This is a genomic window from Chengkuizengella axinellae (genome assembly GCF_030730905.1).
GTDB lineage: Bacteria > Bacillota > Bacilli > Paenibacillales > KCTC-33759 > Chengkuizengella > Chengkuizengella axinellae.
In genome coordinates this window covers 83,644-96,782 of the sequence record NZ_JAVAMP010000009.1, presented here as the reverse complement: position 1 = coordinate 96,782, position 13,139 = coordinate 83,644, and the positions used below count along the sequence as shown (strand labels likewise).

18 protein-coding genes and 1 other annotated feature are annotated in these 13,139 nt (G+C 33.0%); of the genes, 13 read left to right on the top strand and 5 right to left on the bottom strand.

All coding sequences use genetic code 11. The features are described from left to right. Positions 1 to 60: 60 nt before the first annotated feature. The 4 genes from Q5Y73_RS16560 to Q5Y73_RS16545 all read left to right on the top strand — a co-directional run bounded on the left by Q5Y73_RS16560 (position 61) and on the right by Q5Y73_RS16545 (position 2,412). A complete protein-coding gene (locus Q5Y73_RS16560) occupies positions 61 to 690 on the top strand; it encodes a helix-turn-helix transcriptional regulator (protein ID WP_305993033.1) in 630 nt (209 codons plus the stop codon). A gap of 142 nt (positions 691 to 832) precedes the next feature. Next, positions 833 to 1,249 carry a hypothetical protein gene (locus Q5Y73_RS16555; RefSeq protein WP_305993032.1) on the top strand — a complete coding sequence of 139 codons (417 nt, stop codon included), beginning with the start codon at positions 833 to 835 and terminating at the stop codon, positions 1,247 to 1,249. 29 nt (positions 1,250 to 1,278) lie between these two features. Continuing rightward, positions 1,279 to 1,896: a hypothetical protein gene (locus Q5Y73_RS16550; protein ID WP_305993031.1), complete on the top strand. Its 618-nt coding sequence runs from the start codon at positions 1,279 to 1,281 to the stop codon at positions 1,894 to 1,896. A gap of 75 nt (positions 1,897 to 1,971) precedes the next feature. Then, positions 1,972 to 2,412 (top strand): Hsp20/alpha crystallin family protein, encoded by a 441-nt coding sequence (locus Q5Y73_RS16545; protein WP_305993030.1) that lies wholly within the window; start codon positions 1,972 to 1,974, stop codon positions 2,410 to 2,412. A gap of 105 nt (positions 2,413 to 2,517) precedes the next feature. Here Q5Y73_RS16545 and Q5Y73_RS16540 read toward each other — a convergent pair whose 3' ends face one another. From Q5Y73_RS16540 to Q5Y73_RS16520, 5 genes are all read right to left on the bottom strand, one after another. Further along, the gene (locus tag Q5Y73_RS16540) at positions 2,518 to 2,622 is read right to left on the bottom strand and encodes a sporulation protein YjcZ (RefSeq protein WP_305993029.1); all 105 of its coding nucleotides are present in this window, start codon (positions 2,620 to 2,622) and stop codon (positions 2,518 to 2,520) included. A 173-nt stretch (positions 2,623 to 2,795) separates the two neighbouring features. Further along, a complete protein-coding gene (locus Q5Y73_RS16535; RefSeq protein ID WP_305993028.1) occupies positions 2,796 to 2,903 on the bottom strand; it encodes a sporulation protein YjcZ in 108 nt (35 codons plus the stop codon). A 179-nt stretch (positions 2,904 to 3,082) separates the two neighbouring features. After that, positions 3,083 to 3,187 (bottom strand): YjcZ family sporulation protein, encoded by a 105-nt coding sequence (locus tag Q5Y73_RS16530; RefSeq protein WP_305993027.1) that lies wholly within the window; start codon positions 3,185 to 3,187, stop codon positions 3,083 to 3,085. Positions 3,188 to 3,371: 184 nt separating this feature from the next. Continuing rightward, positions 3,372 to 3,476, bottom strand: coding sequence for a sporulation protein YjcZ (locus Q5Y73_RS16525; protein ID WP_305993026.1), 105 nt, complete (start codon positions 3,474 to 3,476; stop codon positions 3,372 to 3,374). Positions 3,477 to 3,565: 89 nt separating this feature from the next. Next, on the bottom strand, positions 3,566 to 3,685 hold the full coding sequence (locus tag Q5Y73_RS16520; protein WP_305993025.1) for a sporulation protein YjcZ: 120 nt from the start codon (positions 3,683 to 3,685) through the stop codon (positions 3,566 to 3,568). A gap of 278 nt (positions 3,686 to 3,963) precedes the next feature. Between Q5Y73_RS16520 and Q5Y73_RS16515 the strand changes: the two genes are divergently transcribed. The 9 genes from Q5Y73_RS16515 to Q5Y73_RS16475 all read left to right on the top strand — a co-directional run bounded on the left by Q5Y73_RS16515 (position 3,964) and on the right by Q5Y73_RS16475 (position 13,031). Continuing rightward, entirely contained in the window at positions 3,964 to 4,383 is a 420-nt protein-coding gene (locus Q5Y73_RS16515) for a Fur family transcriptional regulator (protein ID WP_305993024.1), read from the top strand. Positions 4,384 to 4,453: 70 nt separating this feature from the next. Next, on the top strand, positions 4,454 to 4,672 hold the full coding sequence (gene yidD / locus Q5Y73_RS16510) for a membrane protein insertion efficiency factor YidD (RefSeq protein ID WP_305993023.1): 219 nt from the start codon (positions 4,454 to 4,456) through the stop codon (positions 4,670 to 4,672). A gap of 154 nt (positions 4,673 to 4,826) precedes the next feature. Further along, positions 4,827 to 5,079, top strand: a binding site (T-box leader). A 385-nt stretch (positions 5,080 to 5,464) separates the two neighbouring features. Next, positions 5,465 to 7,447, top strand: a complete 1,983-nt coding sequence (gene metG / locus Q5Y73_RS16505; RefSeq protein ID WP_305993022.1) for a methionine--tRNA ligase — start codon at positions 5,465 to 5,467, stop codon at positions 7,445 to 7,447. Positions 7,448 to 7,647: 200 nt separating this feature from the next. Continuing rightward, positions 7,648 to 8,802 (top strand): MFS transporter, encoded by a 1,155-nt coding sequence (locus Q5Y73_RS16500; RefSeq protein WP_305993021.1) that lies wholly within the window; start codon positions 7,648 to 7,650, stop codon positions 8,800 to 8,802. A gap of 115 nt (positions 8,803 to 8,917) precedes the next feature. Beyond that, on the top strand, positions 8,918 to 9,874 hold the full coding sequence (locus tag Q5Y73_RS16495) for a metal ABC transporter solute-binding protein, Zn/Mn family (RefSeq protein WP_305993020.1): 957 nt from the start codon (positions 8,918 to 8,920) through the stop codon (positions 9,872 to 9,874). Positions 9,875 to 9,910: 36 nt separating this feature from the next. Beyond that, on the top strand, positions 9,911 to 10,618 hold the full coding sequence (locus Q5Y73_RS16490) for a cytochrome c biogenesis CcdA family protein (RefSeq protein WP_305993019.1): 708 nt from the start codon (positions 9,911 to 9,913) through the stop codon (positions 10,616 to 10,618). Between the two features lie 97 nt (positions 10,619 to 10,715). Then, the gene (gene mntR, locus Q5Y73_RS16485) at positions 10,716 to 11,144 is read left to right on the top strand and encodes a transcriptional regulator MntR (protein WP_305993018.1); all 429 of its coding nucleotides are present in this window, start codon (positions 10,716 to 10,718) and stop codon (positions 11,142 to 11,144) included. Positions 11,145 to 11,364: 220 nt separating this feature from the next. Next, positions 11,365 to 12,180: an alpha/beta fold hydrolase gene (locus Q5Y73_RS16480; protein WP_305993017.1), complete on the top strand. Its 816-nt coding sequence runs from the start codon at positions 11,365 to 11,367 to the stop codon at positions 12,178 to 12,180. Positions 12,181 to 12,242: 62 nt separating this feature from the next. Further along, positions 12,243 to 13,031: a hypothetical protein gene (locus Q5Y73_RS16475; protein ID WP_305993016.1), complete on the top strand. Its 789-nt coding sequence runs from the start codon at positions 12,243 to 12,245 to the stop codon at positions 13,029 to 13,031. The last annotated feature ends 108 nt before the right edge of the window (positions 13,032 to 13,139 follow it).

Genomic DNA, 13,139 nt, shown 5'->3' with positions numbered 1-13,139 from the left:
TATTAATTTACTTATTCTTATAAATGCGTTAAAATGAGGATATGTAAAGGGTGATGTATAATGAATCAAGAAGCTTCCACTCGAAAAATAATACTTACAATGTTAAAAACAAAAGGCTCTTTAAGTGTCAGTGAAATGGCTAAACAATTGAGCATTACTGAGATGGCCGTAAGAAGACATCTAAATACGTTAGATCGAGATAAATTGATTACCTCAGAGTTAGTTCGTAAATCGATGGGCAGACCAACTCACATATACTCATTAACTAAAAAAGCCGATGATTTATTTCCAAAAAACTATCATAAATTGACTCTGGATATTCTTGATGAGTTGATAAGTGAGTTTGGTAATGATGCAGTGGATAAGTTATTTGAAGGAAGAGAGAATAAACTTTTTATAAAATATGATCAAAGAATGAACGGAAAAACATTAGAAACAAAAGTTGAAGAGTTGGTTGAAATTCAAAAAGAAACAGGATATATGGCAGAGTGTGATTTGGATGAACAAGGCAATTTTGTTTTAATGGAATACAATTGTCCTATTGCCCAAGTAGCTGACCAATATCAACAGGCTTGTGATTGTGAGTTGTCCTTATTTAAAAAGTTATTGGAAACCGATGTAGAGCGTACAGAATGTATTGCTAAAGGCGGGAATAAATGCACTTATGTTGTTCAAAATAACGAGAATTAAATATATTTTTTAAAAAATGAAGTGTTCAAATTTTAGAATACTTCATTTTTTTGTGTCAAATTACAGTTGTGCTTCCTATAATATAGAGTATTAACTGGGCAAATGACTAAATTTGCTTAAGCGGTAAATTGGGGTGAAATGTATGCTCATTGAAATCGTTTTGATTCTCATTTCAGCATTTTTATGTTTATTGATTTTGTTAATCGTATTTATGTTGATCTTCAGCTATCGTTTTGTAAAGCAATTTTCTAAAGTGATTAAACAAATTGAAAAATCAACAGTTGAAGGGGCAGATTTGATTCAAAGTACAGCACAAATCACGAAAGAAATTAAACCATGTATGGACTCGACAAAATCAATGATTGAAACCATAAATAAACTGGTTGATTCTTTTCAACATACAGCTTCTTCAATACAGAAGAAATCTGACTCTGTGACTAGTACATTAGCATCCAACTTAAAAGAAACGTCTAGTAACAAAGAAAATCAAGACAGCAGTATCTCATATTTTGTGAATTTGGCCTCTACTACTATAGACATGTGGAAAAAACTAAAATGAACTTGTAGATTTTAAAGGAGAGGATTTGTGTGTCAGACGATATTAACAGTAAAGATTTATTACTTGGTATATTGATAGGAGGTGTTTTGGGTGCAATTGCTGTAAAGTACTTAGGAGATACGGGAAAAGTGCAAAGCTCTAGCAGTGTTAGTACTTCCAGAGAAAAAGGTAATAGTGAGGATGAGCCTGCTGAAGGCTTCGCCAACAATGTTAATGTATCAGGAAAAGCAGTAGCAACTAAATTTAACAGTCCACAAGTATTCCCCTTTACAACTCAGGCTCAAAATATGAATGATGATATAGACGTGAATACAACTCCAGTCATCAAAGCAGAACCAAGTATAGAAGAGAAACCAATTCCAGTCATCAAAGCAGAACCAAGTATAGAAGAGAAACCAATTCCAGTCATCAAAGCAGAACCAAGTATAGAAGAGAAACCAATTCCAGTTATCAAAGCAGAACCAAGTCCAGAAGAAGAACCAATTCCAGTCAACGTGAAACCAATAACGGATGTAAAAGAGGAAACAAATTCAGGGTTAAATGAAATAGATTTTATTGAAAAGCTTGAACTGTCAAATGATCTACGGACTAAAGATAAGAATAACAATAAAAAAAGCAAAAAGAAGTCTAAAAAGAATAAATCGTAAAATAGACATGTGCCTACACCTAATGCCCTTCACCTTCGTATTGTATAAGTAAAGGTAATAAAGGAGGGGTGTAAGATGTCATGGTTTTCGCGTCATATGAAAGATATTGATCAGATTCAGCAATCTTTTCATAAAGCATTAAAAGTAAGTGAGGATATGGTTGGACAAATTAATCAATTATTTCTAGATGGACCCAAAACAGAAGTAATTGAAAAAGGCAAGAAAGTTGTCGTAATCTTAGAAGTTCCTGGTATGGAAAAAGAAAAGAAGACCGATTTTTCAGTTCGTTCTACTGGAAAGAACATGTATTTGAAAGGTTTTTTACATCAGGATGCAAGCATTAGTGGTCATTTTTACAGCGAAAGAAGAAATGTAAACTTCACAAGATATATACCATTGCCTTCTGCTGTTAAAGAAAAACCATTGTCAATTAAGTATCAAGAAGGATTATTAAAACTTGTTTTTGATAAAAAGAAAGATGAATCCGAAAATAAGTGGTATAACTTCAGAATTTAAAAAGGAAGTGTCTAATTTTATAAGTTCATTATAAATAAATAGAGTCCCGTATTATACGGGACTCTTGTATGATTTGAATATTTTCTTGAAGTTCCACCTTTATATTTATATAAATACTCCAGCAGCTAAAATGATAACTAATAGGATAAAGAGTACTAATACTATCGCTGCACCAACACCAACACCAACACCTTTTCTATATGCGCTCATATTGCTCCCTCCTTTTTATAGGATAATATAGTCTATTCATATGTACCAACTTTGTCATGGGTATATATCCTTATAAAAAAAAAATAGACGGTTATCCCTAACCTTCAGATTTCAATGGAGGAAAAATTTAGATCCCGCTTTATCGGCGGGAATCTAAATAAAACATGTTATTTTTAAATAACAAATGCAGCAGCTAAAATGATAACTAAAAGAATGAATAAAACTAACACGATAACTGCAGCTCTACCTGCTCCACCATATCCTCCACCACATGCGCTCATTTCTTCACCCTCCTTTGTAAATGAGATAATATATAATATGATGAGCTTTACTGTCTCGTATAGACGAATAACTTCTTTTATAAAAATGTGTATATGTCATATGCCATGATTATGTAATCAACAAGATGATCTTAACCAAAGCGGGGAAAAATTCATTTCCCCGCTTAAAGTAACTTAAATTAAACATGAACACCAGCAATTAAAATGATAACTAAAAGGATGAATAAAACTAATACAATACCTACGGAACTTGAACCTCTTGAACCACATCCATATGAACTCATATTTTTTACCTCCTTTGTAAATGGAATAGTATATATTATGAGCTCTATACTTGTCCTGTTTGGACGAATATCTTAAGATTGTAAAAATGTGTGTCTGTCCCTTAACGATGATGATTATGTATGGAAAAAAGGGGATTTGTGCTTTCAGTGGGGAAAGAGTAATCCCCACTGGAAACATTTATTATTAGATATAGATACCAGCAGCTAAGATGATAACTAAAAGAATGAAAAGAACTAATACAATACCAGCTGCTCTGCCTAGACCGTATCCTCCACCACATGCGCTCATTTACTATCACCTCCTTTAAAGAGTATACATTCTATAAAAAAAGAGATTTTAGACAGTTCATCAAACTAATTGTTGTTTTTATATCTTAACTAGATGTAGATGCCTGCAGCTAAAATGATAACTAAAAGAATGAATAATACTAATACAATAACTGCAGCTCTACCTAATGAACTTCCGTAACCATACCCACCGCCGCCATATGCACTCATTTGTCTGCACCTCCTCCTTTTTGAAGATAATATACAATATGTAGTAGACGCTTGTTCTGAATAGACGAATACCCTGCATTGAAATAAAATGGACGTTTATCCCGTATCTACAGTCCGTCTCATCCTTGAACCAGCTTCAATCCATTAGTATTCTATACAAGCTTTTGATTTTTCAATATAGGTCAAGTTTTTTCAATTTACACTTGAATATGTTAATCATATTTATGTATTATAAGTTCTATAGGTGATTATGAAGTGTTACTGTGAAGGAAGGTTAAATGATGTTAACGATGGACGAAATATTAACCTTACTGTCTAAGCAAGGTTTTAAAGTTACAGAACAGCGCAAATTTTTAATCGAACTTTTTATTAATAATGAAAATTATTTAACAGCAAAAGATGTCTACAAGAAGATGTCCTATAAATATTCAGGGTTAAGCTTTGATACTGTTTATCGAAATTTAAGGTTGATGAAAGAAATAGGAGTAATAGAGCAATTTGTATTTGAAGATGGCATTAAATTTAAAATACGTTGTGAAGATGATTCACATCATCATCACTTAATTTGCCTCGAATGTGAGAAAACTTACTCCATCAATTATTGCCCTGTACAATATGTACCTGAATTACCTGACGAATTCCAAATTGTAAACCACAAATTTGAATTGTATGGATTTTGCAAAGAGTGTCAAAATTAAATGATTTGAAATTGTCTAAACATTAGTATTATAAAACGAAGTGCAGTGGATAAAGGGGGGACATGCAGTTATGATAAAAAAAATTTGGATGGCACCTATACATTTTTATAGAAAATTTATTTCTCCTCTAAAACCCCCAACGTGTCGTTTTTATCCTACATGCTCACAATATGCTTTAGAAGCTGTTGAAAAACATGGGGTAGTGAAGGGTACTGCATTAAGTGCAAAAAGAATTAGTAAGTGTCACCCGTTTCACCCAGGTGGTATTGATCATGTGCCTGATAAATAAGTTAACTTGACTTTTATAAGAAATATTATGTATATTTTATAACATAAGAATTTACAAACTCCGTTAGGAGTTTTTGTTCTAACATCATATTTCGTAAGTTTACAAATTCAATGTTTACTATACTTAAGAAAATATATTGCCCAGTATTTTGGGTTGAATTCCTATGAATGGATAAGTACAGTTTTTACACTATGACAGAGAGCCGGGGGAAGCTGAAAACCGGTATAGGAGAAAAAGCTGGAAAATGGTCCAGGAGGATTTGTCGTCGAGTGGTTTTTAGTTCTTGAAACGATAAGGCGATAACGGATTCCTACGTTAAAGGGAAGTCATTGACTTACTGAGCCTTTTGCTTGTAAAAGTAAAGGGGAAGTTGGGTGGTAACACGTGAGAAAGCTCTCGTCCCAAATGGATAGGGCTTTTTTTAATACCCACATAAGTGAATAGCAACAGTAGAGACTGGCAAGTTAGCTAAGTAGGGTCGTTAGATGAAAAGTGTCCATTGCCATGTATCGTATCAATGGTTACTTTATCTTCATAAAACGATCATGAATGCTTTCCCCATATATCAAACAAATGAAATAGAGGAAAATAATAGCCTTATTTTGTGATTCTTCTTGATTTCAAACAAAATAGAGGAAAAAAAGGGTCTTAATTTACAGTTTATAATGAATTTTGTAAAGAAAAGCTTAAATAAGTCCAAAAAGTTCCCTAATTTTTTGAATATGGAGAGGAATGTATGAAATAAGACCTAATTTCCCTTATTTTTCAAAGAAATTTTAAGGAGGAAATCAAATGAGTGAACAAAGAAAAAGCTTTTACATTACAACACCAATTTATTATCCAAGTGCAAAATTACATATAGGGCACGCCTATACAACGGTTGCAGGGGATGCAATGGCTCGTTATAAACGTTTACGTGGATATGATGTCATGTATTTAACGGGTACGGACGAACATGGACAAAAAATTGAGAAAAAAGCACAGGAAAAAGGGGTTACACCGATACAATTTACAGATGAGATTATAGCTGGAATTAAAGAACTTTGGAAAAAACTTGATATTTCCAATGATGATTTTATTCGTACAACGGAAGATCGTCATAAAATCATAGTGCAAAAAATCTTTGCAAAATTTGTAGAACAAGATGATATTTATCTTGATCAGTATGAAGGTTGGTATTGTACCCCTTGTGAATCTTTCTTCTTAGAACGTCAGTTAGTAGATGGGAAGTGCCCAGATTGTGGTCGTCCTGTAGAAAAAATCAAGGAAGAAAGCTACTTTTTTAGAATGAGTAAATATGCTGATCGATTACTGGAGTACTATGAAGAAAATCCAGATTTTATACAACCTGAATCACGAAAAAACGAAATGATCAACAACTTTATAAAACCAGGACTTGAAGACTTAGCTGTCTCACGTACTACCTTTGACTGGGGAGTTAAAGTGCCAAATAATCCAAAACACGTTGTGTATGTATGGATTGATGCATTGAGTAATTATATTACTGCATTAGGTTATGGAACAGAAAACCAAGAAAAATATGACAAATTCTGGCCGGCAGATGTTCATCTGGTTGGAAAAGAGATCGTTCGTTTCCATACTATTTATTGGCCGATTATGTTGATGGCATTGGATTTACCGTTACCGAAAAAAGTATTTGCACACGGTTGGTTATTGATGAAAGACGGTAAAATGTCAAAATCTAAAGGAAATGTGGTTGATCCAGTTACACTGATTGATCGTTATGGATTAGATGCGCTCCGTTATTATTTATTAAGAGAAGTACCATTTGGATCAGATGGAACCTTTACACCTGAGAATTTTGTGGATCGTATTAATTTTGACTTAGCAAATGATCTAGGAAACCTTTTAAATCGTACAATTGTGATGATCGACAAATACTTCAAAGGAACAATCCCTGCGTATCAAGGTCATGTTACTCAGTTTGACGAACAGCTGCAAAATACGATAAAGGAATCGGTAGAAGAAGTTGAGCAAACGATGGAAAAGATGGAGTTTTCAGTAGCTTTAGCGTCAATTTGGAAAATGATCAGTTTCACAAATAAATATATAGATTTAACCCAACCATGGATGCTTGTTAAAGATGAATCAAAAAGAAAAGAACTTGCTTCCGTAATGGTTCATTTAGCAGAATCACTGAGAATCAGTGCGATTTTATTACAGCCATTTATGACACAATCTCCACAAATGATTTTAAAGCAGTTGGGAATACAGAAAGGTGAATTAATAAATTGGGATAGTATTTATACATTTGGGCAAATTCCTAAAGATACAATGGTTCAAAAGAATGATCCTATCTTCCCTAGACTAGAAGTTGAAAAAGAAGTGGAGTATATCGCTAGTTCTATGGGGGGCGGTAAAAAGACCGTGGAACCTGCTAAAGAAACTAAAAAGGAAAAGGTTCAAATGCAAGAAAAGAACGGAGAAGCACAAGAAATTTCCATTGATGACTTTGCGAAGGTTGAACTTAGAGTAGCCCAAGTTACAGCATGTGAGCCTGTGAAAAAAGCAGATAAGTTATTAAAACTTCAGCTCGATTTAGGATACGAACAACGTCAAGTTGTATCAGGAATTGCTAAACACTATACACCAGATGAATTAGTAGGGAAAAAAGTGATTTGCGTAACAAATTTAAAACCGGTTAAACTTAGAGGCGAACTTTCTCAAGGCATGATCTTAGCAGCATCAGAAGGGGATCAATTAACATTAGCTACAGTAGCTGAAAACATGCCGAACGGTGCATTGGTCAAATAATTGGACATTTGATATAAACAAGTTTGAAACTCGGATTTGGGCCACTAACAATGGACCGAATTCGAGTTTTATTTCGTATTTTTTCCTAGTTATAAAATGATCTTTTCGTGTTATAATGATATGTATTTTAATTCGATCTTTTTTATCTCCCTTTAGTATAAAAGGGAGCTTTTATAATTTGAAATTTTAGAAGGGTGATTATGAATAATTTAAAGGATATTCACATATTAAAGTTGTTTCTTTTTATATTTTATATGAGTATGGGAATCATTGTTACTTATCTTCCTTTATATTTTGAGGCCGTGGGATATTCTAAGGTTCAAATTGGAACATTATTAGGAATAGGTCCAATAGCAGGAATTGTGTCGAATATTTTATGGGGAGTGATCAGTGATAGATTTCAAACCGTAAAAAAAGTGCTCATTATTCTTTTATTTGGACAAATGATAATGCTTTTATGGTTGTGGCAGGTAGATCAATTTTCGATTACATTAATAGTTATTTTGTTTTTCTTTTTCTTCCAAAACCCTGTTATTTCTTTGTCTGATAGTCTTACACTGTTGACTATAAAAAACACGAAATCTAGTTACGCAGGAGTCAGGGTATGGGGATCTTTAGGATTTTCTTTCTCAGCACTTGTCATGGGGTTTATTTTAAATAGAGTAGGGATGGATAAAACTATATTTTTATTATTCATCACCACAGCAGCTGCTTTTTTCCTTACATTCGGATTGAGAGACCGTCAAGGGTCTGTTAAAAAGATGGAATTTTCAGGGATATTTAATTTACTTAGATCTAAAGAATTATTGTGGTTTCTTTTGTTGATTTTTGTTATTTCAATCTCCCATCGTACAAATGATCATTTTATATCTCTATATTTGAAAGAACTGGGAACTGAAGAAAAATGGCTAGGATTATCACCAATGGTTGCAGCATTAAGTGAAATTCCAGTTTTATTATTGTTGAGCAAATATGGCCATCGTTATAAAGAGCTGCCTTTGCTTGCAGTAGCAGGATTAGCTTATACATTAAGATATGTTCTAACTGCAGCTTTGGACAATCCATATCTAATTATTGGAGTGCAGGCTCTTCATAGTATTTCATTTGGCATATTTTTAATAACAGCCATTCGGTATTTATCAGGGTTGATTCCGGACGAATATCGTTCAACAGGTTTAGCCGTATTTACAGTAATTTGGGCAGGGCTAGCTGGTATGAGCAGTGGAATGCTTGGGGGCTGGTTGTATAATCAATTCAATGGAGAAACGCTTTATTATATTGCTGCTTTATTAGGCTTTATATCAAGTATTGGGTTTTTTGGTACACATTTGTATAAAATGAGAACAAAATCTTAAAAAATAGTTGTTATATAAAAAAGATATTGACATCTAAAAATATCTCCATGTATAATTCTGAGTGTAAATAGTAATTATTACGATTTAGTAATTGAGTTTACTGGGGGAGATTGAAATGCTTAAAAAATTTAATATCGTATTTATGATTCTTTTTATATTTTCAATTATATTGGTGGGATGTGTTTCTGAACAAACTTCAGAAACTATAGTAGAAGCAGATGATAAAATTGATATTGTGACGACCTTCTATCCATTATATGATTTTGCTGAAAAAATAGGAGGGGAATATGTAAATGTTCAAAACTTGGTTCCAACGGGTGTTGAACCTCATGATTGGTCACCAAAAACAAGAGATATGATCCAAATTACAGAAGCAGACCTTTTTATTTATAATGGGCTTGGTTTTGAGAGCTGGATTGAGAACTTTTTCTCTACCTTGGATGGAGATACAAGCGTTGGGTTGGTTGAAGCTAGTTTAGGAACAGAAAAATTAGGCTCAGAGCTTGAGGAAGGTCATGAGGATGAAGATGATCATGAAGAAGAACATGGTGTTTATGACCCTCATATTTGGTTAAGTCCTGTTCAAGCAAAGATATTGGCGGAAAATATTAAACAAGGATTAATAAACATAGATCCTACGCATAAAGATGATTATGAGGAACGTTTTATAGAACTTTCTAATCAATTAGATGAGCTTCATTTAAAGTACAAAGAAGTTTTGGAGAACACTTCTAGGAATGATTTTGTTGTTTCTCATCAGGCGTATGGATATTTAGCAAATGAATATGAGTTAACTCAACATTCTATTATGGGATTGTCGCCAGATGCTGAACCTACCATTCAAGATTATAAAAACATCTCCATTTTTATTGAGGAAAATAATATTCAATATATTTTATTTGAAGAATTAGTTTCTCCTAAACTTGCAGAATCATTAGCAAAGGAATTAAACATTGAAACGCTTGTTCTAAATCCATTAGAAGGATTAACTGAAGATCAAGCGAAAAATGGTGACGATTATTTTACAATTATGGAAAGTAATTTGACAAGCTTGGAGAAAGCTCTACAATAAAAGGAGATCAAAAACTTTTATTTGAAGGAGATCAATATGGAGCTTAACATCTGGGTTGCATTTTGGGCAGGATTGGCTTCCTTTATATCTCCGTGCTGCTTACCGTTATACCCTTCTTATATTTCTTACATTACAGGGGTATCGGTAAGTAATTTAAAAACGGGGCAGAGTAAAGAAGTTCGGTTGAAAACCATGCTGCACACTTTATTTTTTATATTGGGCTTTTCAGCAGTTTATTATACATTAGGGTTATCTGCTGGTTTACTAGCTGAGTTGTTTATTGGCTATGATGAACTCCTTACTCAGATTGCAGGATTGCTTATTATTCTAATGGGATTATTTTTAATGGGGATTTTTAAACCTCAGCTTTTAATGAGAGAGATCAAGTTTAAATGGGCATCCAAACCTGCAGGATATTTTGGTACATTTTTAATTGGAATTGGTTTTGCTGCGGGTTGGTCACCATGTGTAGGTCCTATCTTAGGCTCTATAGTAGCATTAGCAGCTACTGAACCTGGAATTTGGTTTGATTTGATTACTGCTTATACACTTGGATTTGCGATTCCATTCTTCATCATGGCATTTTTTATAGGATCAACAAAATGGATATTAAAGTATTCAAGTGTTGTTATGAAAATAGGTGGAGTAATGATGATATTCGTTGGAATTTTATTATTCACAGGTCAAATGGCTAAAATTACAATCTGGTTGAACAGTATTACCCCTAGCTGGCTGCAATTTTAAGCACTCAAAATATGGTCACTATTAAAATTTGATTGACTTGCTTGTCAAACATAAAGCGTGTATGATACTAAGAGGAAATGAGTAAGGGGGAATCGATTTGGCCACACCCAGCATGGAGGATTATCTCGAACGAATTTACATATTAATAGATGAAAAGGGTTATGCTAGAGTATCAGACATTGCAGAGGGTCTAGAGGTTCACCCATCATCAGTAACAAAAATGATACAGAAATTAGATAAAGATCAATACCTTATCTATGAGAAATATAGAGGATTAGTATTAACCCCTAAAGGTAAAAAAATGGGAAAACGTTTGGTGGCTCGTCATCATTTGTTAGAAAAGTTTCTAAGCACTATCGGAGTTCAAGTGGAAAATATATATAATGATGTTGAAGGGATCGAACATCATTTAAGCTGGGATTCGATCACTTGTATTGAAGCACTTGTAGAATATTTTGATTCTAATCCTCGGCAAGTTGAGGAATTAAATAAAATTCGTGAAGAACTTAATAAAGATGATCAATAGAAAAAGGACTCAATTGCTCGTTTAAGCGAGAATTGAGTCTTTTTTTTGTACTTTAATTTGTAAAAAAATCTTCACGTTCTCATGCTGTAAGACTCCCTTTACTTCAAGGGGGCGCCGATTTCGCATGCTGGTAATTCATTGAAAAAATAATACCATTTGAATTCCTCTTTAAATCTATGTAATATATACTAGACTAAGTCGATTACAACTAGGAGGAACCATGCTTCATCATACTGTGCATAAACATAAATTTTCAAAAGATTGGATTGTTTTTCTACATGGCATCGGTGGCGGATCTGCCACATGGTATAAACAAATCGCAGCGTTTCGAAAGGAATTCAATTTAGTTCTCATTGATTTTAGAGGGCATGGAGGTTCTACTGATGTTAAACCAGAACTGTCTGCATACCATTTTAAAGATATAGCAAAAGAGGTAATAGAAGTATTAAATACATTAAATATAAAGAAGGCTCACTTTGTCGGGCTATCGTTTGGTACCCTTGTAATGTATGTTTTAAACAACATAGCCTCTGATAGAATTTCTTCTATGGTACTCGGAGGTGCAATAACGAGAGTTACTAAATTTGGTAGAGTATTATTTGAATTAGGTAATGCTTGTAAAAACATGGTGCCTTATATGTGGTTATACAAATTGGCAGCTTACATATTGATGCCAAAGAAAAACCATCGGAATTCAAGAAATGTATTTGTTAAACAAGCGTCAATGTTAGGAAAAAGCGAATTTTTAAAGTGGTTTAAGTTATGTAAGCAAACGAACAAAATTTATCCGTCTATGGATACTACGATTCAAATTCCTAAGCTGTATATCATGGGTAGTGAGGATCATATGTTTATTAATTCTACCTTAAAAGATACAAGCAATGATACGAATAGAACCGTTCATATTATTGACAATAGCGGGCATGTATGCAATATAGATAATTATAGGGAATTTAATAAAGTGGCTATCGAATATTTAAATGAACAAATCATGTCAAACCCATTTGAGTTGCATAAATCTAGTTCTTCTTTTTAAAAACAATATAATAGAATAATTATCACCAAAACAAGCTATACATCAACAGGAGGTTATACATCATGAAAAAAGTGGTAATTGCAAGTGGAATAGCGATAGCGTTAATTGGTGGGGTTGCTGTTAGTAATCTTGCAATGAATGATAGTGGAGTTACGTTATCTGAAACAGAAGAAGCAGGGAAAACAGAAGAGAATCCTATATTAAGGAAGGATCTAGAGAATTTTGATGAAATAATGACGGAGCAAATGTCAAAGTTTAAAGGTCTGAATGATGAGAGTATGTATAATTTGTTAAATCATACATTTGAAAATACAGAGTGGACTTTTGAAAGTGATGATTATAACATGATGCTCTTTCATGGCACACAGAATGATAAAGAATACTATATATTCTTTAATTATCAAAAAGAATCTATATCTATAATATTAGATGGAGAAAGCATAAGTAAATCAAAAGAAGAATTTAATGATTGGTTAAGTCAATTTGCAATAAATGATAGTGAGGTTACATTATCTGAAACAGAAGATGTAACGGAATCACAAGAGAATCCTATATTAAGGGAAGATCTAGAGAATTTTGATGAAATAATGACGGAGCAAATGTCAAAGTTTAAAGGTCCGAATGATGAGAGTATGTATGATTTGTTAAATCATACATTTGAAAATACAGAATGGACTTTTGAGAGCGATGATTATAATATGATGCTCTTTCATGGCACACAGAATGATAAAGAATACTATATATTCTTTAATTATCAAAAAGAATCTATATCTATAATTTTGGATGGAGAAAGTATAAGTAAATCAAAAGAAGAATTTAATGAATGGCTAAGTACGGGTTTTCTATCATAAAAGAAATTTATTTATTTTAAACTTTTTCTATTTAACGTCTTCAAATATAAAAATTAAATAGTCGATCTCAAATTTAGAATCCATTTTGAATAAGCTTATTTCAAAATG